Below are 21,045 nucleotides of genomic sequence, written 5' to 3'. Positions count from 1 at the left end.
CGGATCGGCTGCTGTCGAGAGCAACGCGATCCGGGGAAATACTGTCCTGGCTTCGCGTTACTCGGCGGCCATCGCCTGGGCGTCGTCGTTGGCCGGGAGAATCGACACGTAACAACGGCCGCCACGTTTGGTGGTGAACTGCACCGCGCCGGTCGCCGTGGCGAACAGAGTGTGGTCACGGCCCAGGCCGACGTTGGCGCCCGGGTGGAACTTGGTGCCGCGCTGACGCACGAGGATGTTGCCGGCCAGCACGCGCTCGCCGCCGAACTTCTTCACGCCAAGGCGCTTCGACTCTGAGTCGCGACCGTTACGCGACGAACCGCCGGATTTCTTGTGAGCCATCTTGCTGCTCCTCTTCCTTGGTGCGCTACCGCCCGTTCGGGCTGCTTGAGCGCGCCATCTGTCCTGCTAGGCGCTGATCCAGCGCCGGTGAAAATCTTAGGCCTCGGCGCCTTCGGAGGCCTCAGCCTTGGGGGCGGCCTTCTTGGCGGGAGCCTTCTTGGCCTTCGGAGCCTCGGCTTCGACAGCCTCGACGCGCGGGGCCAGGCCACGAGCGCGGGCGTTGATTTCCGCCTTGGTGATCAGCTCGACCTTGCCGTCCCACTTGGCCTTTTCGCCGGCGCCTTCGATGCCGGTGATGCGCAGGACCGATTCCATCTGGCGATGGCCGTTCGTGCGGCGATAGCCCTGACGGCGGATCTTCTTGAAGATCTTGATCTTCTCGCCCTTGCGGGTCTCGATCAGCGTGGCTGCAACAGCGGCGCCGTCGATCAGCGGAGCGCCGACCGTAACACCCTTGTCGCCGCCCAGCATGAGGACTTCACCGAAATTGACGGCAGCGCCAGCGTCGCCGTCGATCTTCTCGACAACAATCACATCGCCCGGTTGGACCCGGTACTGCTTTCCGCCGGTCTTGATCACCGCGTACATTAGGAAGCCTCAGCGTGAACGCAAAAATGGATGCGCCCGCCAGGAGACCCTGCGGGCGAAGAGCGGCGACATATACGGATGGTCACGGAAGAGTCAACGTGAAAGGGCGGCGCCTAGGGCGAAAACCCGCGCGGAACCTGTTCCTAGCGGAGTCTGTGGCCCGATTGCACGGGTGATGCAATGGGCGAGACAGGATGTTCGCGCGCCTATGCGAGGCGGACGGCGGCGCGGCGTGACGCCGCGCGTGAAGATTCTTCGCCGATTCTTCTCGATTGTTATAAGGTAACATTCTAAGGGAGCAGCCATGTCCTCCCCCGATCTCGCCGAGCCGGTGCTGTTGTCGCTTCTGGGCGGCGGCTTCGTCGCGGCCTTTCTGCATGCGGCCCTGCCGACCCACTGGCTGCCTTTCGTCCTGGTCGGCCGCGCCCAGCGCTGGAGCGTGGCGCGGGTGATGACGGCCGTGGTCACGGCGGGGCTGGCGCATATTCTGTCGACGGCCGTGGTCGGCTCGCTGATCGTGGCGGCGGGGCTGGCGCTGAACCGCTGGGTCGAGGGGCTGCTGCCGCACCTTTCGGCGGCGCTGCTGTTCCTGTTCGGCGCCTTCTACCTGGCCAGGGCCTCGCTGAAGCGGCCCGCCACGGCGGGCGGGCCGGCGACGGAACTGGCCGAACCCGCCGTGTCCAACAAGGCGGCCTTCTGGGGCCTGGTGCTGATGATGGCGGTGACGCCGGGCGAGGTGCTGCTGCCCATCTATCTGTCCTCGGCGACCGAGGGCGTCGGCGCCCTGGCCCTGCTGACCCTGACCTTCGCGGCGGGGACGGTGCTGGGCATGACCCTGCTGGCGGCCCTGGCCACGGCGGGTTACTCCATCCTGCGGCTGGAGCGGTGGGCGCGCTATGAAGGGGCCATCCTGGGCGGGGCGCTGATCCTGATCGGCTTCCTGGTGCTGACGCACCAGCACTGAGTTTCGATAGGTTATATATTTACATTCAAAGACTTATCTTCTGCGGGGCTTGACCTTCCCGCGCGGGAAGACCTAGCTGAGCGGACATGGCGCACGATCACGCACACGGCCATGACGGCCACGATCATCACGATCACTCCCACGACCATGACCACGGTCATGGCCATTCGCACGGCTTCGGCGGGCACCACTATCATGGCCCGACGGATACGGGCGACTGGCGCTACGCCGTCGGCCTGATCGTCAACCTGGCCTTTGTCGTCGCCGAGTTCACGGCCGGCTTCGTCGCCGACTCCACCGCCCTGATGGCCGATGCGGGCCACAACCTGTCGGACGTGCTGGGTCTGGCCATGGCGGGCGGGGCGGCCTGGCTGGCGCGGCGCGCGGCGGGGCCGAAGCGCACCTACGGCTATGGCAAGGCGACGGTGCTGGCGGCCCTGGGCAACGCCCTGCTGCTGATCTTCGCCTGCGGGGCGATCGCCTTCGAGGCGGTGCGCCGCCTGGCCGAGCCCGCGCCCGTGGCCTCGGGCGTCATCATCGTCGTGGCCGGGATCGGCTTCTTTATCAACTTGGGCACGGCCCTGCTGTTCATGAAGGACCAGCACAAGGATCTGAACGTGCGCGGCGCCTATCTGCACATGATGGCCGACGCCGCCGTGTCGCTGGGCGTGGTCGTCGCGGGCGTCGTCATCCTGTTCTCCGGATGGTCGCTGATTGACGGGGTTGTCAGCCTGATCATCGTCGCCGTCATCATGATCGGCACCTGGGGCCTGCTGAAGGATTCAGTGAACCTGGCGCTGGACGCCGCGCCGAACGGCCTGGACGTGGGCGAGATCCGCGCCGCCTTCCTGGCCTTGCCGGGGGTGACGGCGGTGCACGACCTGCACGTCTGGGGGCTGTCGACGACCGATGCGGCCCTGACCGCCCATATCGTCCACCAGCGTCCCGACGGCGACGCCCTTCTGGCCGAGGCGCAAGGCCTGGCGCGCGGCCGATTCGACATCAGCCACACGACCCTTCAGCTGGAAACGGCGGTCCTGCCGGATTGTCCGACCTGCTGAGCGGTTTCGCCTCTTCCCAAGGCGGCCCTCAGCCGCCATCTAGCGAGCCATGACCCAGAAGACACCCGTGACCGTCCTCACCGGCTACCTCGGCGCCGGCAAGACCACCCTGTTGAACCGCATCCTCACCGAGGACCACGGCAAGCGTTACGCCGTCATCGTCAATGAGTTCGGCGAGATCGGCATCGACAACGACCTGGTGGTCGGCGCCGACGAGGACGTGTTCGAGATGAACAACGGCTGCGTCTGCTGCACGGTGCGCGGCGACCTGATCCGCGTGGTCAACGGCCTGATGAAGCGCCAGCGTCCCGGCAAGCCCGCCTTCGACGCCATCATCGTCGAGACGACCGGCCTGGCCGACCCCGGCCCGGTGGCCCAGACCTTCTTCGTCGACGACGAGGTCAAGGCCAAGACCCAGCTGGACAGCGTCACCGCCCTGGTCGACGCCAAGCACGTCATGGCGCGTCTGGACGACTCCAAGGAAGCCCGCGAGCAGGTGGCCTTCGCCGACCGCATCATCTTGAACAAGATCGACCTGGTGGACGAGGCCGCACTGGCCGACGTCGAGGCCCGCCTGCGCGCGCTGAACCCGCTGGCCCCCATCGTCCGCGCCGAGCGTTCGAACGTGCCGCTGGATCAGGTGCTGGGTCTGCACGCCTTCGATCTGGACCGCATCCTCGAGGTCAAGCCGGACTTCGTGAACCCGCCCCACGGCGCCGAGGGCCACGTCCACGACGAACACTGCGGCCACGGGCATGACCATGCCGAGGATCACGTTCACGACGAACACTGCGGCCATGACCATCATGACCATGGTCACGACCATGGCCCGCGCGGCCACGCCCACAATGACGACATCAAGGGTATTTCCCTGACGCTGGACCGCCCGCTGAACGGCGCCAAATTCACCGCCTGGCTGGACAAGCTGCTGGGCGAGCAGGGTCAGAACATCCTGCGCGCCAAGGGCATCATCGACGTTCAGGGCGAGGACCGCCGCCTGGTCTTCCAGGCCGTGCATATGATCCTCGAGGGCGACCTTCAGAAGCCGTGGGGCGACAAGGAGCGCCGCTGGAGCCGCGCCGTCTTCATCGGCCGCGATCTGGACGAAGCCGCTCTGAAAGCCGGGTTCGAGGCCTGCGCCGCATGAACCCGCCGCCCCGCCCGCGCACCGAAGCCAAGCTGATCTACGGCACGCCCGAGTTCGAGATCGTGCAGCACGGCGACCACGTCCGCTGCGCCGTCTCCGGCGCTCCGATCCCGCTGGAGGCGCTTAACTATTGGAGCGTCGAACTTCAGGAAGCCTATGCGTCCGGCGAACTGATGACCCAGCGCTGGGTCGAGACGCACAAATAGGTTGCTGACCCTCTCCCATCAGGAGAGGGTTTTCAGCCAGTCCGTCATCACTCGCGTCAGCGCCTTCGGCTGTTCCAACGGGATCATGTGGCCGCTGTGCTCTACCGTCTCCAGCGTCGAGCCGGCGATCCCGCGGTGGAGCTCCTCCGCCTCCTCGCGCATCCGCAGGCGATCGGCGTCCGCCGCCACGATCAGCGTCGGCTGAACGATCTCTCCCAGCCGGTCCAGATCGCCCGCCCGCGTCATCGCCGACTGGCGGTGAAACACCTCGCCGCCCAGGCTCAGTCCCATGTCGCGCACCCGCGTGATCATCATCTCGTCGTTCGCCAGATCAGGATGCAGGGACGAGACGATGGCTGGACGGCTCAACCCCTTGAAGGCCCTCGGCGGCGCCTTCAACGACGACCGCCGCTGGCGGATCAGCGCCTCCGTATCCCCGCGCGCCGAGGTGGCGATCAGGATCAGGGCTTCCACCCGCTCTGGCGCGATCCGGGCCAGCTCCCGCGCCACATAGCCGCCCATGGAAAAGCCCACGGCGACGAACCGCTCCGGCGCATCGCTCAGGACGGCCGCCGCCATGCGCTCGATATCCTCGCCCCGGCTGAGGTCGGTGGCGACCAGCGGCCCGAACGGGGCCAGATCGTCGGCCATTTCGTCCTTCAGGGCGTCCCACAGGGTCGCATCGGCCATGAAGCCGGGAATGAGCAGCAGGGTCATGGCTCCCTCATAGACCCGCCACGCGACAGACGCGACGCAGGACGTTATGAGGCGCATCTGACTTTTCTCGCTTTTCGTGAGCCGACATGACGACCTTCTCCTTCGACGCCCAGGTCACCGCCGCCCTGTTCGACAAGACCGGCGCGATCTTCGCCTTGGGCGACGGCTCGGTGCGCTTTGAGAGCGGCGCCCGCAGCGAGGTCCATGACGGCGCCGTGCTGTGCGCCTGCGTCCACCCCTCGGGCGAGGGGATCGTCACCGGCGGCGACGACGGCAAGCTGGTGTGGAGCCGTGAGGGCGAGGCCGTCCTGCTGGCCCAGACCAGGGGGCAATGGATCGACGCTGTGGCCGCCTCGGTCGAGTCGGGGCTGATCGCCTTCTCCTCGGGCCGCGCGCTGAGCGTGCTGGACGTCAAGGATCCGCACTTCCGCCGCGACTTCCAGCACGAGCGCACCGTCTCGGGCGTGGCCTTCGATCCCAAGGGCCGCCGCATCGCCGCCTCGACCTATGGCGGCGCCTGGCTGTGGTACGCCCGCATCGAGCAGCAGCAGCCGATCAAGCTGGCCTGGGCCGGGTCGCACCTGGCGGTCGGTTTCGCGCCCGACGGCGCCTATGTCGTCACCTCGATGCAGGACAACCAACTGCACGGCTGGCGCCTGAAGGATCAGAAGAACATGCGGATGGGCGGCTATCCGTCCAAGATCAAGAGCTTCGCCTTCCTGGCCAAGGGGCAGCTTCTGGCCACCTCGGGCGCGCAGGGCGTGGTGCTGTGGCCCTTCGTCGGCTCGAACGGGCCGATGGGGCGCGAGGCGACCGAGATCGGCTATGACGAAACGACCCTGATCGCCCAGGTCGCCGCCGCCCCCGCCCACGGCCGTCTGGCGGCGGGGCTGGAAGACGGGCGCGTCTGGTGGGCCGATCCGGCCGGGCGCGGCCTGCAGTTCGTCAAACAGGACAAGGGCGCCCCCATCACCGCCCTGGCCATGAGTTCCGGCGCCGCCCGCATCGCCTGGGCGGACGAGGACGGCCACGCGGGCGTGGTGTCGCTGTAGCTCTCGAACCCTCCCCCTCGATGGGGGAGGGCAGGGTGGGGGTGCGGGCGATGCGTTTCCGGTAAAGCGCGAGAGACGCGCCGCCTCCCGCGCCGGTCCATTGCCGTCGCGCGACCACCCCCATCCCCAACCCTTCCCCCATCGAGGGGGAAGGGAGAAGAAGCTTAGATTTCTCAACCTTCCTGAGTCATCCTCATCCCATGACCCGCGCGAAACACCGGAAGCGCCGTCCGCTTCTGACCCTGCTCGTGATCCTGGCCCTGTTCCCGTTGGCCGGGGTGGCGGTGCATCGCTTCCTGCCGCCGCTGACGACCATCCTGATGGTCAAGCAGGCGGCGGCCGGGCACGGCATGGACTATCGCTGGCGCTCGCTGGACCGTATTTCGCCGCGTCTGGTCGAGGCGGTGATCGCCGCCGAGGACGCCCGCTTCTGCCAGCACCACGGCTTCGATGTCGAGGCGATCCAGAAGGCGCTGGAGGCCAATGAACGCGCCGAACAACGCGGCTCGGGCAAGGTCCGCGGCGGCTCGACCATCAGCCAGCAGACCGCCAAGAACGTCTTCCTGTGGCCGGGCCGCGACTGGGTCCGCAAGGGTCTGGAGGTTGGGTACACCGGCCTGATCGAGATCGGCTGGGGCAAGCGGCGGATCATGGAGATGTATCTGAACGTCGCGGAATGGGCGCCGGGCGTCTATGGCGCCGAGGCCGCCTCGCGCCACTGGTTCGACAAGAGCGCGGACAAGCTGACGGCGCGCGAGGCCGCCCGCCTGGCCGCCGTCCTGCCCAGCCCGCGCCGCTACAACGCCGGATCGCCCGGTCCCTATGTCCGTCGACGCGCCGCCCGCATTCAGGCGGCCATGGGCACGGTGCGCGAACAGGGGCTGGACGCCTGCGTCGACCGCCGCTGAAGCCGGCCGTTTCGCAACCCGTCGTTAACCGTGAGCGTGGGGCCAAGCCTTAACGGACCCGTGTCAGGCTGAAGGTCGACTGCGGGCCTGTGCGCCCGCGCCGAGGCAGCCGGGGTTTGGCGAGACGATGGACCGATTGAAACGCGCCCGCGCGGCCGCCGGCCTGAAGAGCCTGGCCTCGCGCTTCCTGCGCCAGACCCAGGGCAATGTGGCGATGATGTTCGCCATGGCCCTGCCGGTGCTGCTGATGATCACCCTGGGCGCCATCGACATCCACCAGGCCTCCAAGGTGAAGGCCCAACTTCAGGACGCGCTGGACGCCGCCGCCCTGGCCGCCGCCCGCTCGACCTTCACCGACGACGTCAACATCAACAAGGTCGGCCTGGCGGCGCTCAAGGCCAATATGCCAGGCTATTTCGACAAGGAGGGCGACACCGCCAGTTTTGTCCTGCTCAACAACCGCGTCACCGGCGAGGCGACAGTCAACGTCAAGGTGCTGGTCGCCAACGTCGTACTGCCGCCCTATGGCAAGCTGCTGGATGATTTCTTGCCGGTCAGCAGCCGCTCCGAAGTCTTGCGCGCCTCGCGCAACGTCGAGGTGGCGATGGCGCTGGACATTACCGGATCGATGGACAACTGCAGCCGCAACTGTCCGCCGACCTCCAAGCTTGAAGACTTGCAGGCTGCGGCCAAGGAATTGGTCGACATCGTGGTGCAGGATCAGCAGACGCCTTTTTATTCAAAGGTCGCTCTGATTCCCTATGCTGCAGGCGTTAACGTCGGTTCTTCAGCGATTAGTGCGCGCGGTCCGTTGGACACGACCACCCACAACATTTCGGGGGCCACATGGTTGACGGGCTCTGTGAAGACGATCTCGAGCATTTCCGGGGGTTCGCCCCTGACCGTCAACGCCAGCAGCCACGGCTTTTCTAATGGTGATCGCGTCGTGCTTTGGAACATCGCTAGGATAACGGGTCTGAATGGCGTGCCCTATGAGGTCGTGCGCGTTTCCAGCAGCCAGTTCCGACTGCGTTCACTAGACAGGTGGGGCAATGCGTCCAGCTATGTCAGTTCCTCCAGCAGCATGTCGAACACCGCTTATGTCGCCAAATGCGCGCGTTCCGATTGCGGTCTGGTGTTGACGGCGTCTGGTCACGGCCTTGCGGCAGATGACTATGTGCGCCTGACGAACATGGGCGGGCTCGCGCAGTTGAACGACGGTGGTTATCGCGTCGCCAGCGTCAGCGGTTCCCAGGTTGTTCTGGACACTACACGCAGCCTAGGTCTGGCTAGCGCGTCCAAGGGCGGCGTGACCTATAGCAGCGGCGGCAAGCTCATGAACGGTCGCGACGGCAGCGAATGGCGGGTGTTTCCTACGGCGGACGGGTACGTCAACGTCCACGCCTCCAGCACTTGCGTCAGCGAACGGGTCGGTGTGGAGCGGTATACGGATGCTCGCCCGTCGACAGCCTATGTGGGGCGCAGTTACCTATCGTCCTCGAACTCTTGTCCTTCGGCGGAATTGTCCGCGCTTTCCTCCAGCGCCGGTTCGCTCAAGAGCAAGATTGATCAGATGAGCGCCGGCGGTTCGACGGCGGGTCAGATCGGCATCGCCTGGGCTTGGTATGCGCTCTCGCCCAACTTCGCTTCCCTGTTCAGTGGCGAAGGCGAGCCAGGCGCCTATGCCCCCAGCGATACCCTGAAGGTCGCTATTCTGATGACTGACGGCGAGTTCAACACGCCCTTCAGGGATGGGGTCATCGCTCTTGACGCCGGAACCGGCAGCGGCGGGTTGGACAGCCATATCAATCTGAACTCGTCGAATGGAGACCCCTTCGCCCAGTCCGTCGCCCTATGCCAGGCCATGCAGGCCAAGGGAGTGGTCGTCTATACCGTCGGCTTTGACCTGGGCAGCGCCACGGGACGTGAGGGCGTCGTGGATACCGCCTTGGACGTGATGCGCGAGTGCGCGACCAATGAACAGACGCACTTTTTCAAGGCGGATGACGGCACCGACCTGAAGGAAGCTTTCCGCGCCATCGGTCGCGACATCACCCGCCTGCGCATAGCCCGCTGACGAGGGCGCGGACGTAAGCAAAAGGGCCGGCGGATCGCTCCGCCGGCCCTTCGTGCTTTTCAGTCGTTCCGTCCGATCAGATCAGGCGGATCTCCTTCAGACGCTGGGTCAGGAAGTCCTCGGCCAGGATGGTCTCGCCCGCATAGCGGTCGGGGTTCTCCGCCGTGATCGTCGACGGCAGGGTCTCGATCGGGAAGTCCGGGTTGAAGTGCAGGAAGAAAGGCGTCGAATAGCGGGCGAAGCCGCGACGCTCGGGCGCCGGATTGACCACGCGGTGCGTCGTCGACGGCAGCACGTGGTTGACCAGCCGCTGCAGCATGTCGCCGATATTGACCACCAGCGCGCCCGGCGGCGGGGCGATGTCCAGCCACTCGCCGTCGGAGTCCTTCAACTGCAGTCCGGCCTCTTCGGCGCCCAGCAGCAGGGTGATGACGTTGATGTCTTCGTGGGCGCCCGCGCGCACGCCCTCGGCGTCGGCCGGGATCGGCGGATAATGCAGCAGGCGCAGCACGCTGTTGCCCAGCTGGACCTTGTCCTCGAAATAGGCGTCGTCCAGCTTCAGATAGCGGGCGATGGCCTTCAGGATGCGGCGGCCCAGTTCGTCCAGACCTTCGTAAAGGCCGTAGACCTGCTCGCGGAAGCCCGCCACCTCGGTCGGCCAGACGTTGTCGCGCATGTACTGGCGATAGGGATGGCCTTCCGGCAACTCGCGGCCCGTGTGCCAGAACTCCTTCAGGTCCACGGCCTTGGCACCCTTAGCCGCCTCGACGCCGAAGGGGGTCAGGCCGCGCGCGCCGCCCGTGCCGGGCTGGTGATACTGGCGCTTCACGTCTTCAGGCAGGGCGAAGAAGGCCTTGGCGTCGGCCACGGCCGCGTCGATCAGCCCCTGATCCAGGCCGTGGTCGGCGATGACGGCGAAGCCGTAGCGGGCGAAGGAGGCGCCCAGGGCGTCGGCGAAGGCCTGGAAGTCGGCGTCATAACCCTTCATCGACACGGGGACGATGGCGCGGGTCTTGGCCTTGTCCTCGGCGGAAACGGCGGTGAGGGAAGAGGTCACTGTGAAATCAGCCTCTCTGATAGTGAATATGGCGGCCCTCATACGCCCAATGGGCGCGAAAGGGCAGATGGCGCGCATCGGACCTTTGGTCCACCGTCAGTCCTGCGGGATGACGGCCCGGATGACGCGCGCGGACGAAGGGCGGCCGGCGATGCCGCGCCGGGGATCGACCACGACGCGCAGGTCGCCGCTGGAATAGGTCACGCTCGCGCGCGGGCCTTCGACCACGGTGATGCTGCGCAGCCGGTCCAGGAAGGGGCGGGCGCTGGGCGAACGGGCGATGCGGACCACGGCGTCGGTGGTGACGATCAGGGCCTCGATGCACAGGGCCTCGGATTCCTCGCCGAAGACGTTGATGCGGACCAGGCGGCCCATCGCTTCCGACACCAGGCTGCTGCGCCGGGTCATCAGGTTGAACATCTGCACCGGGCCGAGCGAGGGCGGCTCCAGGCTGACGGGCGGCCCGGCCAGGCTGACCGGCGAGCCGCCGGGCGTGCGCGTCGTATAGACGGTGATGCCGCCGCCGGTAGTGACGCGCAGCACCTGATCGCCCGCGTCGTTGCGATAGATGGTGTCGCCGCGCGGCGCCGAGGACGGGCGCAGGGCCCAGGTCTCGGTCGAGCGCTCGAACCGTAGCAGGGTCAGCGACCCCGCCCGGTCCAGGATGAAGGTCTGCCCCGCCTCGGAGACATAGCGTCCCGGCGGCGGGGTGGTGCGGATCACCGACTGGTCGCGGATGACACGGCTCTGTTCGGACTGCACGTTCGAGCGGGTCTGGGCCTCGGCCTCGACCGCGCCCGCCAGACAGGCCAACGCCAACGCCAGCCCTGTGGCCTGGAGCAGGCGCACCCCCGCGCCCGTCGCTGCACTGGGCGTTGCGACGGCGAAGAAAGGCGGTTTCTCCGCCACGACTTCGACCGCAGACTTCATGTTTTCAGAGGTGATACGCGCGAACGGCGGATTTTGGGCGAACGCGGCTTATCCAACCAGGTACTGCCCGCCGTTGAGCGAGAGCGTGCAGCCTGTGACATATCCAGCACGCTCGCCCGACAGCCAGGACACCATGTCGGCGATCTCCTCGCCCTTGCCCAGGCGGCCGACGGGGATCTGGGCCACGATGGCGTCCAGCACCTTCTGGTCCATGGCACCGACCATTTCGGTGTCGATATAGCCCGGCGCGATGCAGTTGACGGTCACGCCCTTGCGCGCGTTCTCCAGCGCCAGCGCCTTGGTGAAGCCGATCATCCCGGCCTTGGCGGCCGAATAGTTGGTCTGGCCGATCTGGCCCTTCTGGCCGTTGATCGAGGAGATGTTGACGATGCGGCCGAAGCCCCGGTCGCGCATGCCGTTGATGACCTGGCGCGTCATGTTGAACACGCTGTCCATGTTGACGCGGATCACGTCGGACCACTGGTCCGCGCTCATCTTGTGGAAGAAGCCGTCGCGCGTGATGCCGGCGTTGTTCACCAGGACGTCGATGGGGCCCAGCTGCGCCTCGACCTCCCTGACCGCCCGCTCGCAATCCTCGAACGAGCCGACATTGCCCTTCACCACCATGACGCCCAGTTCGCGGGCGGTGGCCTCTGCGGCCTCGGTGTTGCCGGAATAACCGGCTGCGACCTGCAGCCCGTCTTCCTTCAGTCGTTGAACGATCGCCTTGCCGATGCCCCGGGTGCCCCCGGTGACGAATGCGGTACGCGTCATGACGTCTCCCTGTCCTGTGCGGCGGCCGTCGTGGTGGCGACGCCGTCCGTCTCCCTTGTTGCCAGCCTTAGCGCGGCTGGAGGCGAACGAGAAGACGGGGTTATGCCGTCGCGGCCATGCGGCCCATGTCGATGACGAAGCGGTAGCGCACGTCCGACCGCTCCATTCGTTCATAAGCTTGGTTGATCTGGTCGGGGGCGATCACTTCAATATCGCACACGATCCCGTGTTCGCCGCAGAAGTCGAGCATCTCCTGCGTCTCGCGAATCCCGCCGATCAGCGAACCGGCGATGCGCCGACGCCGCCACAGCAGGGGCATGGCGAAGACCGGCAGCCCCTCCGTCGTCAGTCCCAGCATGACCATGGTCCCGTCGCGCGCCAGCAGATTGACGTGGCTGGCGATCTCATGCGTGGCCGAGACGGTGTTGATGATCAGGTCGAACTGCTCGGCCGCCGCCTTCATGGCGTCGGCGTCCGAGTTGATCAGGAAATGCCGGGCGCCCATCCGCTCGGCGTCGGCCATCTTGCGGTCCGAGGTCGACAGCACCGTCACCTCCGCGCCCAGGGCGGCGGCCAGCTTGACCGCCATATGGCCCAGCCCGCCCAGGCCGATCACCGCCACCTTCGACCCCGGCCCTACGCCCCACGTCTTCAGCGGCGACCAGGTGGTCACGCCCGCGCATAGCAGCGGCGCCGCCGCATCCAGCGGCAGGCTGTCGGGAATCTTCAGCACGAAGGCCTGGTCGACGGTGATCCTGTTCGAATAACCGCCTTGGGTGATGGTCTGGCCGACGGCCGCGCCCTTGGGATCGCGCGAGCCGTAGGTCTGGGTCATGCCCGGCTCGCAATACTGCTCCAGCCCCTCGCGGCAGGCCGAACAGGTCCGGCAGCTGTCGACCATGCAGCCGACGCCGACGCGGTCGCCTTGCTTGAAGCGGGCGACGTTCGCGCCGACCGCCGTCACCACCCCGGCGATCTCATGGCCCGGAACGATGGGATAGCGCGTCCCGCCCAGGTCGTTCTTCACCACATGCAGGTCCGAGTGGCAGACGCCGCAGTATTTGATCTCGATGGCCACGTCGTCCGGGCCGGGATCGCGGCGCTCGAAGGTGTAGGGGCTCAGCGGCTGGTCGGCGGCGGTCGCGGCGAAGGCGCGCGTGGCGATGGGCATGGGCTCAGTCCTTGAGTTTGGCGATCAGCGCCTGGGCCGCCGCCGGGTTCCGCACCTTGGCCCCCGAGATGAAGTAGGCGAAAACGTCGCCGCGCTCGGCCCAGCCGCGCGCCTGTTTCGCCACGGCGTCCAGCTCTTCCGAGGTCATGCCCGTCGGCTCGTCCTCGCGGCTGGACATCAGCCGGGCGTAGGTAAAGTCCGCCGTCGCCTCGTCGATCTGGGGCCAGGTCGGCTCCTCGTCATCGACCGCATAGACGACGGCCGCGCCGTATTTCCGCGCCAGATCATAGAACTGTTCGGTGGCGAAGGTCGGATTGCGCACCTCCAGCGCATGCCGCAGCCGCACCCCGTCCTTCTCCTTGGGCAATAGCTTGAGGAAGCCCTCGAAGTCCTCGGGATCGAACTTCTTGGTTCCCATGAACTGCCAGTTGATCGGCCCCAGTTTGTCGCCCAGCACCGTCAGCCCCTGTGACAGGAACCGCTCGAAGCTCTCGGCGCCGTCCGACAGAACCTTTCTATTGGTGCAGTAGCGGCTGGCCTTGACCGCAAAGACGAAGCCGTCCGGCGTCTCGTCGCGCCACTTCGCCCAGCTGTCGGCCTTGAAGGTCGAATAATAGGTGCCGTTGATCTCGATCGAGGTCAGCGCCCGGCTGGCGAACTCCAGTTCCCGCTTCTGCACCAGCCCCTCGGGATAGAAGACCCCGCGCCACGGCTCGAAGGTCCAGCCGCCGACGCCGATATGGATGGATCCTGTCATTGGAGGGCCTCCGTAGATATGTGCTTCTTCATGCACCCGGCGTGGGGCGGCGAGCAACTGGTCAGCTCAGGAGCCGCCGACCGAGGCTGCTACCATGACAGCGGGGTTCAAGATGCTGAGCCCGGCCAGATAGAGGTAGAGGGCGATGTGCAGGCCCACGGTCAGCGCGAACAACCAGGCTCGGCGGGTCAGGGCCGCCGGTATGACCAGCACCAGATAGATGATCAGATTGAGCCCGTAGCTGTACGCCACTTCCAGACCGCCGCCCTTGGTCATGCTCACACAGACGGCTCCTATCAGCATCATCAGGTTGGCCAGGATCAACAGCAGCATGACGGCGCGCTTGTTGGCCCAGAAATGGGCGTCCAGACCCTGCACTTCGTCATCAGGTTCGGGGAAAATCAGGCTGGTGGCGACGAAGTAGATGGTGGCCACGACTAGGCCCGCGATCAGCAGGCCGTAGCTGTAAGGGGCGGTGCTGAAATTCACCCATGCGGCATCCCAGAAGGTAGCGATATCCAAGGCGACGAAAGCGGCCAACAGCGGCGTTTTCCAGCCGACCGGCACGGTCTTGCGGTGCTTGAAGGCCCGCGCGACGCCCGTGGCGATCACCGCCACAGACAGTCCCAGCACAAGGCCGTAGAAGCTGAAGAAGAATTCGAACGCGCTCATGCGATCCCCCGCTGTCTCGCTTAGAGCGTGGGCGTCTGTCGGTCCATATCGTCGGCGCCCTGCCGGAACCGTGCGGCGGTGGTTTCCGTCCAGCAATCCGCGCGATGGCGAAAGGCGACGGCGAGGTCTATAGCACAGCTGCTGCAGGAGTATCGCGCGTGTTCGAACTGACGCCTGAGATCATCGCCCTGTTGGGCGTCGCGTCGGTGATCGCCGGCTTCATCGACGCCATCGCCGGGGGCGGGGGGCTGATCTCCTTGCCGGCCCTGCTGTCGGTGGGGCTGAACCCGGTCGCCGCCATCGCCACCAACAAGGTTCAGGGCAGCGTCGGCACGGCCAGCGCCCTGTGGAATTTCTGGCGCAAGGGGCGGGTGGACTTTCGCCTGATCCGCTGGCCGATGGCTCTGGTGGCGGTCGGGGCGGGGCTGGGCGCCTTCGCCGTGACGCTGGTCGACACGCGGTGGCTGATGATCCTGCTGCCCGTGCTGCTGGTCGGCATCGCGCTTTATTTCCTGCTCGGCCCCAAGGCGGCGGACGAGGACGCCCACGCCCGGCTGACGCCGCTGGCCTACGCCTTCGTGGCGGGCGGGATCGGCTTCTACGACGGCTTCTTCGGGCCGGGGACGGGGTCGTTCTTCGCGCTCAGCCTCGTCATGCTGCTGGGCATGGGGCTGACGCGGGCGACGGCGCACACCAAGGCGCTGAACCTGATGAGCAACGTCGTCGGCATCGTCGTCCTGGCGGTCGGGGGCCATGTGGTCTGGGTTCTGGCCGGGATCATGGCGGTCGGCCAGTTCATCGGCGGGCGCATGGGCTCGCACGCGGCCATGCGTTTCGGGCCGCGCCTGATCCGCCCCCTGCTGGTGGTCATCTCCCTGGCCATGACGGCGCGGCTGTTGTCTGATCCGGCCAATCCGCTCAGAGCCATGATCGCCGGCTGGCTGGGCTAGGTCAGCTGGGCTAGGTCAGCCGGGCTGGACCGCGCGGTCGGCCAGCGTCCTGCGGACCGCATCGGTCAGGGCCTCGGCCGTGACGGGTTTGGCCAGGTGCAGGTCGGCGCCGGCCTGGGCGGCCTGTTCCTGATGCTCGATCATGGCGTTGGCGCTCAGCATGATGACCGGCGCGCGCGGGCGCGCCGGATCGGCGGCCTCGATCTCGCGCAGGGCGCGGGTGGCGCTCAGCCCGTCCATCACCGGCATCTGCATGTCCATCAGCACCAGGTCGAACCGTTCGGCGACGAAGGCGGCCACCGCCTGCTCGCCGTTCTCGACCAGGGTCAGCTCGACGCTGTCGCCCAGGATCAGCTGCACCACCCGCTGATTGATCGGATGATCCTCGGCCAGCAGGACGCGCGGGCGCGGGCCGGGAGGCGGCGCGTCTGACGCCGCCTCTTCGACGTAGGCCGCATCGAACTGGGCCAGGGAGGCGATGCGCGTCAAGGGCAGCTCGACCTGGAAGCGGCTGCCTTGGCCCGGCGCCGACTCGGCCTCGATGCGTCCGCCCATCATCTCCGTCAGGGCGTGGCAGATGGACAGGCCCAGCCCGGCCCCGCCGAAGCGCCGGGTGATGGAGGCATCGGCCTGGCTGAACCGCTGGAACAACTGCGCTGCATGGTCGGCGCCGAAGCCGATGCCGGTGTCGCGCACCTCCAGAGTCAGCAGGACGGCGCCGTCGCCCCTGTCCAGCAGGTCGACATGGACCGACACCTGGCCCTGGGCGGTGAATTTGACGGCGTTGGACAGCAGATTGCCCAGAATCTGGCGAACCCGCACCACGTCGCCGTTGAAGACGCCGCACGCCGCATCGGCGCGCTCAAGGCGGAAGGTCAGCCCCTTCTCTTCGGCCAGGCCGCGCAGAGGGGCGATGGCGGGGATCAGGGCGTCGTTCAGGTCGAAGGGGCGGGTTTCCAGCGTCATGCGCCCGGATTCGATGCGCGACACGTCCAGGATGTCCGTGACCAGCCGCTCCAGGGTCACGCTCGAACTGCGGACCAGTTCGACCATTTCGGCCTGCTGGGGCGACAGCGGCGTGCGCGCCAGGGCGTCGATGACGCCGATGACCCCGTTCAGCGGCGTGCGGATCTCATGACTCATATTGGCCAGGAAGTCGGACTTGGCGCGGTTGGCGGCCTCGGCCGCCGCCTTGGCCTCGACCAGGGCGCGCTCGGCGGCCACCTTGGCCGTCACGTCGCGGGCGACGGCGTAGATGCGCTCGCCGAACTTCTGCGCCCGCCATTCCAGGGTGACGTAGCGGCCGTCCTTGTGGCGATAGCGGTTGACGTGGCCCAGCACCGGATCGCCGGGGCGGCGCGTCTCGACCTCGGTCACGCTGCCCAGGGTGCCGGGCAGGTCGTCGGGGTGGACCAGGGTCAGTATGGGCAGGCCGACCAGCTCTTCGGGCCGATAGCCCAGGATGGAGGCCCAGGAGGCGCTGACCCGCACGATCCGCCCCTCCAGGTCGCGGATCACTAGCAGGTCCAGGGACACGTCGAAGAAGGTCGCCAGATCGACTCCGGCGTCAGGCGGCGGCTGCGGCTGTCCCGTCGATGAAGGGGCGGCGGCCGGAGTGAGGGGCATGGGCGGTCCTGAGGCGCGGTCCTGAAGGCGGGCTGGACCTCACCCTAGCGCCTGCCGGTTAAGGGCGCCTTGCGGCTCGCGTCTCAGGAGAGCTTCAATAGGCCATGTCGCGATAGACGCGGCTGACGTCGCCGCTCCATTCGCCGTTGTACAGCTCCAGCAGGCGGTCGGCCGAGGTCACGCCGCTGTCGGCGATGTCTTCCAGTTCGGTGATGTAGCCGCGCTCGTCCACCATGCCGCCGCTGAAGCGGGCGCGGTTCTTCAGGCCCTGTTTGGCGATGTTGACCATGTCGACGGCGATGTCGCGCACGCTGCGCCCATTGACCTCAGCCTTCATGCCCAGCCGCGTCACGTCGCGGCGCAGGCGCTCGTGATCGGCGATGTCCCAGTCCTTGCACAAATCCCAGGCCGCCGCGAGCGACGGCGCGTCATACAGGATCCCGGCCCACAGGGCGGGCAGGGCGCAGATGCGGCTCCACGGCCCGCCGTCGGCTCCGCGCATCTCCAGATACTGTTTCAGCCGCACCTCGGGGAAGAGGGTGGTCAGGTGGTCGGCCCAGTCCTTGGCCGTGGCGCGGTCGCCCGGCAGGGCGTCCAGCTTGCCGTCCATGAAGGCGCGGAACGACTGGCCCGACAGGTCGACATAGGTTTCGCCGCGCTTGGCGAAATACATCGGCGCGTCCAGCGCATAGTCGGCGTAGCGTTCATAGCCGAAGCCGTCCTCGAACACGAAGTCCAGCATCCCGGTGCGGTCCGGGTCGGTGTCGGTCCAGACGTTGGCGCGCGCCGACAGGAAGCCGTTCGGCCTGCCTTCGGTGAAGGGGCTATTGGCGAACAGGGCGGTGGCGATCGGCTGCAGCGCCAGCGACGTGCGGAACTTCATGACCATGTCGGCTTCGGAGTCGAAGTCGAGGTTCGCCTGGATGGTGCAGGTGCGCAGCATCATGTCCAGGCCCAGCGCGCCCTTCTTGGGCATGTAGGCGCGCATGATGTCATAGCGGCCCTTGGGCATGACGGGGATGTCCTCACGCCGCCACATCGGGTCGAAGCCCAACCCGAGGAAGCCCAGGTTCAACTGGTCCGCGACCTGCTTGACCTCCATCAGGTGCTGGCCGGTCTCATTGCAGATGTCGTGAATGTCCTTCAGCGGGGCGCCCGACAGTTCGAACTGTCCGCCCGGCTCCAGGCTGATCGAGGCGCTGAAGCCCTCGGCGTTCCTGCGCTCCAGGGCGATGACGCGGCCGGCTTCCTCGACCGGCGACCAGCCGAAGCGTTGCAGGCCCGTCAGCATGGCCAGGATGCCGTTCTCGCCCTCATAGGCGGGGCGGCGCAGGGACGACTTGTCGAAGCCGAACTTCTCGTGCTCGGCGCCGATGCGCCACTGGTCGCGGGGTTTCTCGCCCTTCGACATGGCGTGGATCAGCTGGTCTCTGGAAAGGGGCGCCGTGTCGGACATCTGTAACCTCTGCTGTCGCGGCTAGATGGGCCAGCCGACGGCCATGCTCAAGGGGGGCGGCGGAAACTTCTAGCGATCCCAGTCGCCGACGGCCGCCTGCCACAGGGTCATGGCGGCGATGGCGGCGGTGTCGGCCCGCAGGATGCGCGGCCCTAGCGAGACGGCGGTGGTGAAGGGCAGGGACCGCAGCCGCTCGCCCTCCTCGGGCGAGAAGCCGCCCTCCGGCCCGATCAGAATGGCCCACTTGCCGTCGCCCGCCTGCGTCAACGCTGATACGGCGGGCTCGCCGCCCGTCTCATCGCAGAACATCAACCGACGCCCATCCTCCCAGCCGTCCAGCAGGGCGTCCAGCTTCACCGGATCATCCACGACCGGCACGTCCAGACGACCGGTCTGCTCGGCGGCCTCCTCGGCGATGGCGTCCAGCCGGTCCAGCCGCAGGCGGTCGGCGTTGGTGCGATGGGTCAGCGCCAGCCGCACGCGTTTGGCGCCCAGTTCGGCGGCCTTTTCGACGATGGTCTCGACGCGGGCCTTCTTCACCACGGCGACGATCAGCTCCAGATCGGGGCCATAGATCTGCGGCCGCATCTGTTCCTCGGCGCGCAGGATGACGCCCTTCTTCAGCACCTCGGCGACGCTGACGCGCCACTCGCCGTCGCGGCCGTTGAAGACCAGAAGCTCGTCGCCCGCCTTCAACCGCATCACCTGCGTCAGATAGCGCGACTGGTCGAGCGTGGGCGCCACGGCGGCGCCGGGGGCGAGGTCGCCCTGAACGTAAAGACGGATCATGGCGCCTGCATATCGCGCTTTCGCAGAGACGACCAACCTCGGCCTGATGGGAACGCGCCGAGCCTGACCCGCGTTGGCCTCTCATGTTCACAACCTTGGCCGTAGCGGCGCGCGATCGAAAACGTCTGGCCGAGATTTCCGGCGTCGCCGCCCGCTTCGGGCTTGAGGCCGTGCTGCTGCGCCTCGGCCTCGGCGGCGGCGAGGCCCATGCCGACGGGCCGGAGCCTTTGTCGCGCCGCACCCGTCAGGCGCTGGAGGCGCTGGGCCCCACCTTCGTCAAGCTGGGCCAGATCCTGTCTACCCGCTCGGACCTGCTGCCCGCCGACTGGATCGTCGAGTTCGAACAGCTTCAGAGCGCCGGCCCCACCCTCGACTTCGAGAAGTTGCGGCCCGAGGTCGAGGCCGCCCTGGGCGGGCCGCCGGAACAGGTCTTCGCCCGTTTCGACACGGCGCCGCTGGCCGCCGCCTCCATCGCCCAGGTGCATCGCGCCGCCCTGCACGGCGGGACCGAGGTGGTGGTCAAGATCCGCCGCCCCGGCGTGCGTCCGCGCGTCGAGGCCGACCTGCGCCTGATCGCCGAACTGGCCCGCCGCGCCGAACAGTCCAGCGCCGAGATCGCCCGCTATCGCCCGCGCGCCCTGATCGCCCAACTGACCGAGGCCATGCTGGACGAGCTGGACTTCACCACCGAGGGCCGCAACGTCGACCGCTTCGCCGCCGACTTCGCCAAGAACCGCGATGTCGTCATCCCGGCTGTCTATTGGCAGCACACGACCGACAGCGTGCTGGTGCAGGACTACCTCGACGGCGTGGCGCCCATAGACGCGGCGCGGCTGAGGGCGGCGGGCATTGACCCGCACCGGCTGGCCCGCGTCGGGGCCGAGGCCGTGCTGGACATGGTGCTGGTCAACGGCCGCTTTCACGCCGATCCGCACCCCGGCAACCTGCGCGGTCTGCCCGGCGACCGGGTGGGGCTGCTTGACTTCGGCATGGTCGGGACCGTCACCCCGCGCCGCCGCGCCGAGCTGATCAGCTTCGTCCAGTCGCTGGCCTCCGGCGACGGCGCCCGCATGGCCGAGGTGCTGGCCGACTGGACCGAGGGGGCGGATGTCTCGCGCGCCAGCCTGACCGCCGGGGCCGAACGGCTGATCGCCCGCCACGGCCAGGGCGCGGTCGACCTGCCCGCCATCGTCGCCGACCTGATGGGGCTGATGCGGCAGGAACGGGTGGCGGCGCCGCCCGATCTGGTGCTGATCCTCAAGGCGTTGGTGACGATCGAGGGGGTGTTGTCGCGCGTCGACCCCGACTTCGACCTGGTCAAGACGATGAAGGGCGCCTGGAGCCGCGCCCTCTTCTCCAGCCGCAGTCCCGAGGCCCTGCGCAACCGTCTGATCGGCGCCTTGCTGGACCTATCGGCGGCCAGCGACGACCTGCCCCGCCTGATCCGCGCCGCCTCGCGCCGCCTGACGGCCGCCCCTGTCGCGGCTGCATCGTCGGACAAGGAAACCGCCCGGTCGATCGTCTCGGCCGGGCGGTGGATCGCCGCTTCGATTGTGCTCGCCGGCGCCCTGATCGCGGGCGCCCTGCTGCTGCGCTGACCGGCCTCAGCGCGTCGCGTCCAGCCGTTCCTCGATCAGGTCGCGGGCGATCTTCAAGGCAGCGATGCGGCGAACGAGAAGGGTGTGCTGCGCCGCGCCGGGAGCCAGCTTCAGGACGGCCTTCTCGCATTTGGCGATCAGGGATTCGACGGCGCGCAGCGCTTCTGAAAGGTCCGTCTCGCTATGGGCGGCCATCCGTCCCT

At 67.5% G+C, this 21,045-nt stretch carries 22 protein-coding genes; 9 read left to right on the top strand and 13 right to left on the bottom strand.

The window, feature by feature from the left end; all coding sequences use genetic code 11:
- Positions 1-57: 57 nt before the first annotated feature.
- Both rpmA and rplU read right to left on the bottom strand, forming a co-directional pair.
- On the bottom strand, positions 58-342 hold the full coding sequence (gene rpmA, locus BJP32_RS14375) for a 50S ribosomal protein L27 (protein ID WP_040344569.1): 285 nt from the start codon (positions 340-342) through the stop codon (positions 58-60).
- A gap of 96 nt (positions 343-438) precedes the next feature.
- A complete protein-coding gene (gene rplU, locus BJP32_RS14370; RefSeq protein ID WP_046651927.1) occupies positions 439-930 on the bottom strand; it encodes a 50S ribosomal protein L21 in 492 nt (163 codons plus the stop codon).
- Between the two features lie 304 nt (positions 931-1,234).
- On the opposite strand from rplU, the gene BJP32_RS14365 reads away from it, so the two are divergent.
- The 4 genes from BJP32_RS14365 (at position 1,235) to BJP32_RS14350 (ending at position 4,308) form a co-directional block, all read left to right on the top strand.
- Positions 1,235-1,894, top strand: coding sequence for a hypothetical protein (locus BJP32_RS14365; protein WP_076224607.1), 660 nt, complete (start codon positions 1,235-1,237; stop codon positions 1,892-1,894).
- 86 nt (positions 1,895-1,980) lie between these two features.
- Positions 1,981-2,955 (top strand): cation diffusion facilitator family transporter, encoded by a 975-nt coding sequence (locus tag BJP32_RS14360; protein WP_076224605.1) that lies wholly within the window; start codon positions 1,981-1,983, stop codon positions 2,953-2,955.
- 49 nt (positions 2,956-3,004) lie between these two features.
- Positions 3,005-4,102, top strand: a complete 1,098-nt coding sequence (locus tag BJP32_RS14355; RefSeq protein ID WP_076224603.1) for a GTP-binding protein — start codon at positions 3,005-3,007, stop codon at positions 4,100-4,102.
- Positions 4,099-4,308, top strand: coding sequence for a DUF2093 domain-containing protein (locus BJP32_RS14350; protein WP_003163923.1), 210 nt, complete (start codon positions 4,099-4,101; stop codon positions 4,306-4,308). The genes BJP32_RS14355 and BJP32_RS14350 overlap by 4 nt, the downstream gene beginning before the upstream one ends.
- Positions 4,309-4,326: 18 nt before the next feature.
- Here the strand turns inward: BJP32_RS14350 and BJP32_RS14345 are convergent, their stop codons facing one another.
- On the bottom strand, positions 4,327-5,025 hold the full coding sequence (locus tag BJP32_RS14345) for an alpha/beta fold hydrolase (protein WP_076224601.1): 699 nt from the start codon (positions 5,023-5,025) through the stop codon (positions 4,327-4,329).
- Positions 5,026-5,111: 86 nt separating this feature from the next.
- On the opposite strand from BJP32_RS14345, the gene BJP32_RS14340 reads away from it, so the two are divergent.
- From BJP32_RS14340 to BJP32_RS14330, 3 genes are all read left to right on the top strand, one after another.
- The gene (locus BJP32_RS14340) at positions 5,112-6,077 is read left to right on the top strand and encodes a WD40 repeat domain-containing protein (protein WP_076224599.1); all 966 of its coding nucleotides are present in this window, start codon (positions 5,112-5,114) and stop codon (positions 6,075-6,077) included.
- Between the two features lie 200 nt (positions 6,078-6,277).
- A complete protein-coding gene (mtgA, locus tag BJP32_RS14335; protein ID WP_046651920.1) occupies positions 6,278-6,985 on the top strand; it encodes a monofunctional biosynthetic peptidoglycan transglycosylase in 708 nt (235 codons plus the stop codon).
- A 127-nt stretch (positions 6,986-7,112) separates the two neighbouring features.
- Positions 7,113-9,062, top strand: a complete 1,950-nt coding sequence (locus tag BJP32_RS14330; protein WP_046651919.1) for a TadE/TadG family type IV pilus assembly protein — start codon at positions 7,113-7,115, stop codon at positions 9,060-9,062.
- Between the two features lie 76 nt (positions 9,063-9,138).
- Here the strand turns inward: BJP32_RS14330 and BJP32_RS14325 are convergent, their stop codons facing one another.
- From BJP32_RS14325 to BJP32_RS14300, 6 genes are all read right to left on the bottom strand, one after another.
- The gene (locus BJP32_RS14325) at positions 9,139-10,161 is read right to left on the bottom strand and encodes an isopenicillin N synthase family oxygenase (protein WP_083674011.1); all 1,023 of its coding nucleotides are present in this window, start codon (positions 10,159-10,161) and stop codon (positions 9,139-9,141) included.
- 54 nt (positions 10,162-10,215) lie between these two features.
- Positions 10,216-11,049, bottom strand: a complete 834-nt coding sequence (locus BJP32_RS14320; RefSeq protein WP_046651918.1) for a DUF4908 domain-containing protein — start codon at positions 11,047-11,049, stop codon at positions 10,216-10,218.
- A gap of 48 nt (positions 11,050-11,097) precedes the next feature.
- The gene (phbB, locus tag BJP32_RS14315; RefSeq protein WP_003163916.1) at positions 11,098-11,823 is read right to left on the bottom strand and encodes an acetoacetyl-CoA reductase; all 726 of its coding nucleotides are present in this window, start codon (positions 11,821-11,823) and stop codon (positions 11,098-11,100) included.
- 100 nt (positions 11,824-11,923) lie between these two features.
- Positions 11,924-12,994 (bottom strand): NAD(P)-dependent alcohol dehydrogenase, encoded by a 1,071-nt coding sequence (locus BJP32_RS14310; RefSeq protein ID WP_046651917.1) that lies wholly within the window; start codon positions 12,992-12,994, stop codon positions 11,924-11,926.
- A 4-nt stretch (positions 12,995-12,998) separates the two neighbouring features.
- On the bottom strand, positions 12,999-13,751 hold the full coding sequence (locus tag BJP32_RS14305) for a DUF72 domain-containing protein (protein WP_046651916.1): 753 nt from the start codon (positions 13,749-13,751) through the stop codon (positions 12,999-13,001).
- 66 nt (positions 13,752-13,817) lie between these two features.
- Positions 13,818-14,423, bottom strand: coding sequence for a hypothetical protein (locus tag BJP32_RS14300; protein ID WP_046651915.1), 606 nt, complete (start codon positions 14,421-14,423; stop codon positions 13,818-13,820).
- A 158-nt stretch (positions 14,424-14,581) separates the two neighbouring features.
- Between BJP32_RS14300 and BJP32_RS14295 the strand changes: the two genes are divergently transcribed.
- Complete coding sequence (locus BJP32_RS14295) at positions 14,582-15,373, top strand: TSUP family transporter (protein WP_046651914.1); 792 nt, start codon at positions 14,582-14,584, stop codon at positions 15,371-15,373.
- Positions 15,374-15,388: 15 nt separating this feature from the next.
- On the opposite strand, the gene BJP32_RS14290 is transcribed toward BJP32_RS14295, so the two are convergent.
- The 3 genes from BJP32_RS14290 to BJP32_RS14280 all read right to left on the bottom strand — a co-directional run bounded on the left by BJP32_RS14290 (position 15,389) and on the right by BJP32_RS14280 (position 19,244).
- Complete coding sequence (locus tag BJP32_RS14290) at positions 15,389-16,999, bottom strand: ATP-binding protein (protein WP_046651913.1); 1,611 nt, start codon at positions 16,997-16,999, stop codon at positions 15,389-15,391.
- A 94-nt stretch (positions 17,000-17,093) separates the two neighbouring features.
- Positions 17,094-18,455: a glutamate--cysteine ligase gene (locus tag BJP32_RS14285; RefSeq protein WP_046651912.1), complete on the bottom strand. Its 1,362-nt coding sequence runs from the start codon at positions 18,453-18,455 to the stop codon at positions 17,094-17,096.
- Between the two features lie 69 nt (positions 18,456-18,524).
- Positions 18,525-19,244, bottom strand: a complete 720-nt coding sequence (locus tag BJP32_RS14280) for a 16S rRNA (uracil(1498)-N(3))-methyltransferase (protein WP_046651911.1) — start codon at positions 19,242-19,244, stop codon at positions 18,525-18,527.
- An 83-nt stretch (positions 19,245-19,327) separates the two neighbouring features.
- On the opposite strand from BJP32_RS14280, the gene BJP32_RS14275 reads away from it, so the two are divergent.
- Positions 19,328-20,842: an AarF/ABC1/UbiB kinase family protein gene (locus BJP32_RS14275; protein ID WP_046651910.1), complete on the top strand. Its 1,515-nt coding sequence runs from the start codon at positions 19,328-19,330 to the stop codon at positions 20,840-20,842.
- 6 nt (positions 20,843-20,848) lie between these two features.
- Here BJP32_RS14275 and BJP32_RS14270 read toward each other — a convergent pair whose 3' ends face one another.
- A complete protein-coding gene (locus BJP32_RS14270) occupies positions 20,849-21,037 on the bottom strand; it encodes a hypothetical protein (RefSeq protein ID WP_003163904.1) in 189 nt (62 codons plus the stop codon).
- Positions 21,038-21,045 lie beyond the last annotated feature (8 nt).

The sequence above is a fragment of the Brevundimonas sp. ZS04 genome (assembly GCF_001956865.1).
Classification (GTDB): Bacteria; Pseudomonadota; Alphaproteobacteria; order Caulobacterales; family Caulobacteraceae; genus Brevundimonas; species Brevundimonas diminuta.
The sequence above is the reverse complement of the archived record's forward strand: the minus strand, read 5'-3'. Positions and strand labels throughout refer to the sequence as shown.

What these genes read in the sequence shown, in the direction of transcription:
- BJP32_RS14270 (WP_003163904.1), bottom strand. Translation starts at nt 21,037, where the DNA reads ATGGCCGCCCATAGCGAGACGGACCTTTCAGAAGCGCTGCGCGCCGTC.
- BJP32_RS14280 (WP_046651911.1), bottom strand. Translation starts at nt 19,244, where the DNA reads ATGATCCGTCTTTACGTTCAGGGCGACCTCGCCCCCGGCGCCGCCGTG.
- rplU (WP_046651927.1), bottom strand. Translation starts at nt 930, where the DNA reads ATGTACGCGGTGATCAAGACCGGCGGAAAGCAGTACCGGGTCCAACCG.
- mtgA (WP_046651920.1), top strand. Translation starts at nt 6,278, where the DNA reads ATGACCCGCGCGAAACACCGGAAGCGCCGTCCGCTTCTGACCCTGCTC.
- BJP32_RS14285 (WP_046651912.1), bottom strand. Translation starts at nt 18,455, where the DNA reads ATGTCCGACACGGCGCCCCTTTCCAGAGACCAGCTGATCCACGCCATG.
- rpmA (WP_040344569.1), bottom strand. Translation starts at nt 342, where the DNA reads ATGGCTCACAAGAAATCCGGCGGTTCGTCGCGTAACGGTCGCGACTCA.
- BJP32_RS14365 (WP_076224607.1), top strand. Translation starts at nt 1,235, where the DNA reads ATGTCCTCCCCCGATCTCGCCGAGCCGGTGCTGTTGTCGCTTCTGGGC.
- BJP32_RS14330 (WP_046651919.1), top strand. Translation starts at nt 7,113, where the DNA reads ATGGACCGATTGAAACGCGCCCGCGCGGCCGCCGGCCTGAAGAGCCTG.
- BJP32_RS14350 (WP_003163923.1), top strand. Translation starts at nt 4,099, where the DNA reads ATGAACCCGCCGCCCCGCCCGCGCACCGAAGCCAAGCTGATCTACGGC.
- BJP32_RS14325 (WP_083674011.1), bottom strand. Translation starts at nt 10,161, where the DNA reads ATGAGGGCCGCCATATTCACTATCAGAGAGGCTGATTTCACAGTGACC.
- phbB (WP_003163916.1), bottom strand. Translation starts at nt 11,823, where the DNA reads ATGACGCGTACCGCATTCGTCACCGGGGGCACCCGGGGCATCGGCAAG.
- BJP32_RS14310 (WP_046651917.1), bottom strand. Translation starts at nt 12,994, where the DNA reads ATGCCCATCGCCACGCGCGCCTTCGCCGCGACCGCCGCCGACCAGCCG.
- BJP32_RS14360 (WP_076224605.1), top strand. Translation starts at nt 1,981, where the DNA reads ATGGCGCACGATCACGCACACGGCCATGACGGCCACGATCATCACGAT.
- BJP32_RS14290 (WP_046651913.1), bottom strand. Translation starts at nt 16,999, where the DNA reads ATGCCCCTCACTCCGGCCGCCGCCCCTTCATCGACGGGACAGCCGCAG.
- BJP32_RS14275 (WP_046651910.1), top strand. Translation starts at nt 19,328, where the DNA reads ATGTTCACAACCTTGGCCGTAGCGGCGCGCGATCGAAAACGTCTGGCC.
- BJP32_RS14320 (WP_046651918.1), bottom strand. Translation starts at nt 11,049, where the DNA reads ATGAAGTCTGCGGTCGAAGTCGTGGCGGAGAAACCGCCTTTCTTCGCC.
- BJP32_RS14300 (WP_046651915.1), bottom strand. Translation starts at nt 14,423, where the DNA reads ATGAGCGCGTTCGAATTCTTCTTCAGCTTCTACGGCCTTGTGCTGGGA.
- BJP32_RS14345 (WP_076224601.1), bottom strand. Translation starts at nt 5,025, where the DNA reads ATGACCCTGCTGCTCATTCCCGGCTTCATGGCCGATGCGACCCTGTGG.
- BJP32_RS14355 (WP_076224603.1), top strand. Translation starts at nt 3,005, where the DNA reads ATGACCCAGAAGACACCCGTGACCGTCCTCACCGGCTACCTCGGCGCC.
- BJP32_RS14340 (WP_076224599.1), top strand. Translation starts at nt 5,112, where the DNA reads ATGACGACCTTCTCCTTCGACGCCCAGGTCACCGCCGCCCTGTTCGAC.
- BJP32_RS14305 (WP_046651916.1), bottom strand. Translation starts at nt 13,751, where the DNA reads ATGACAGGATCCATCCATATCGGCGTCGGCGGCTGGACCTTCGAGCCG.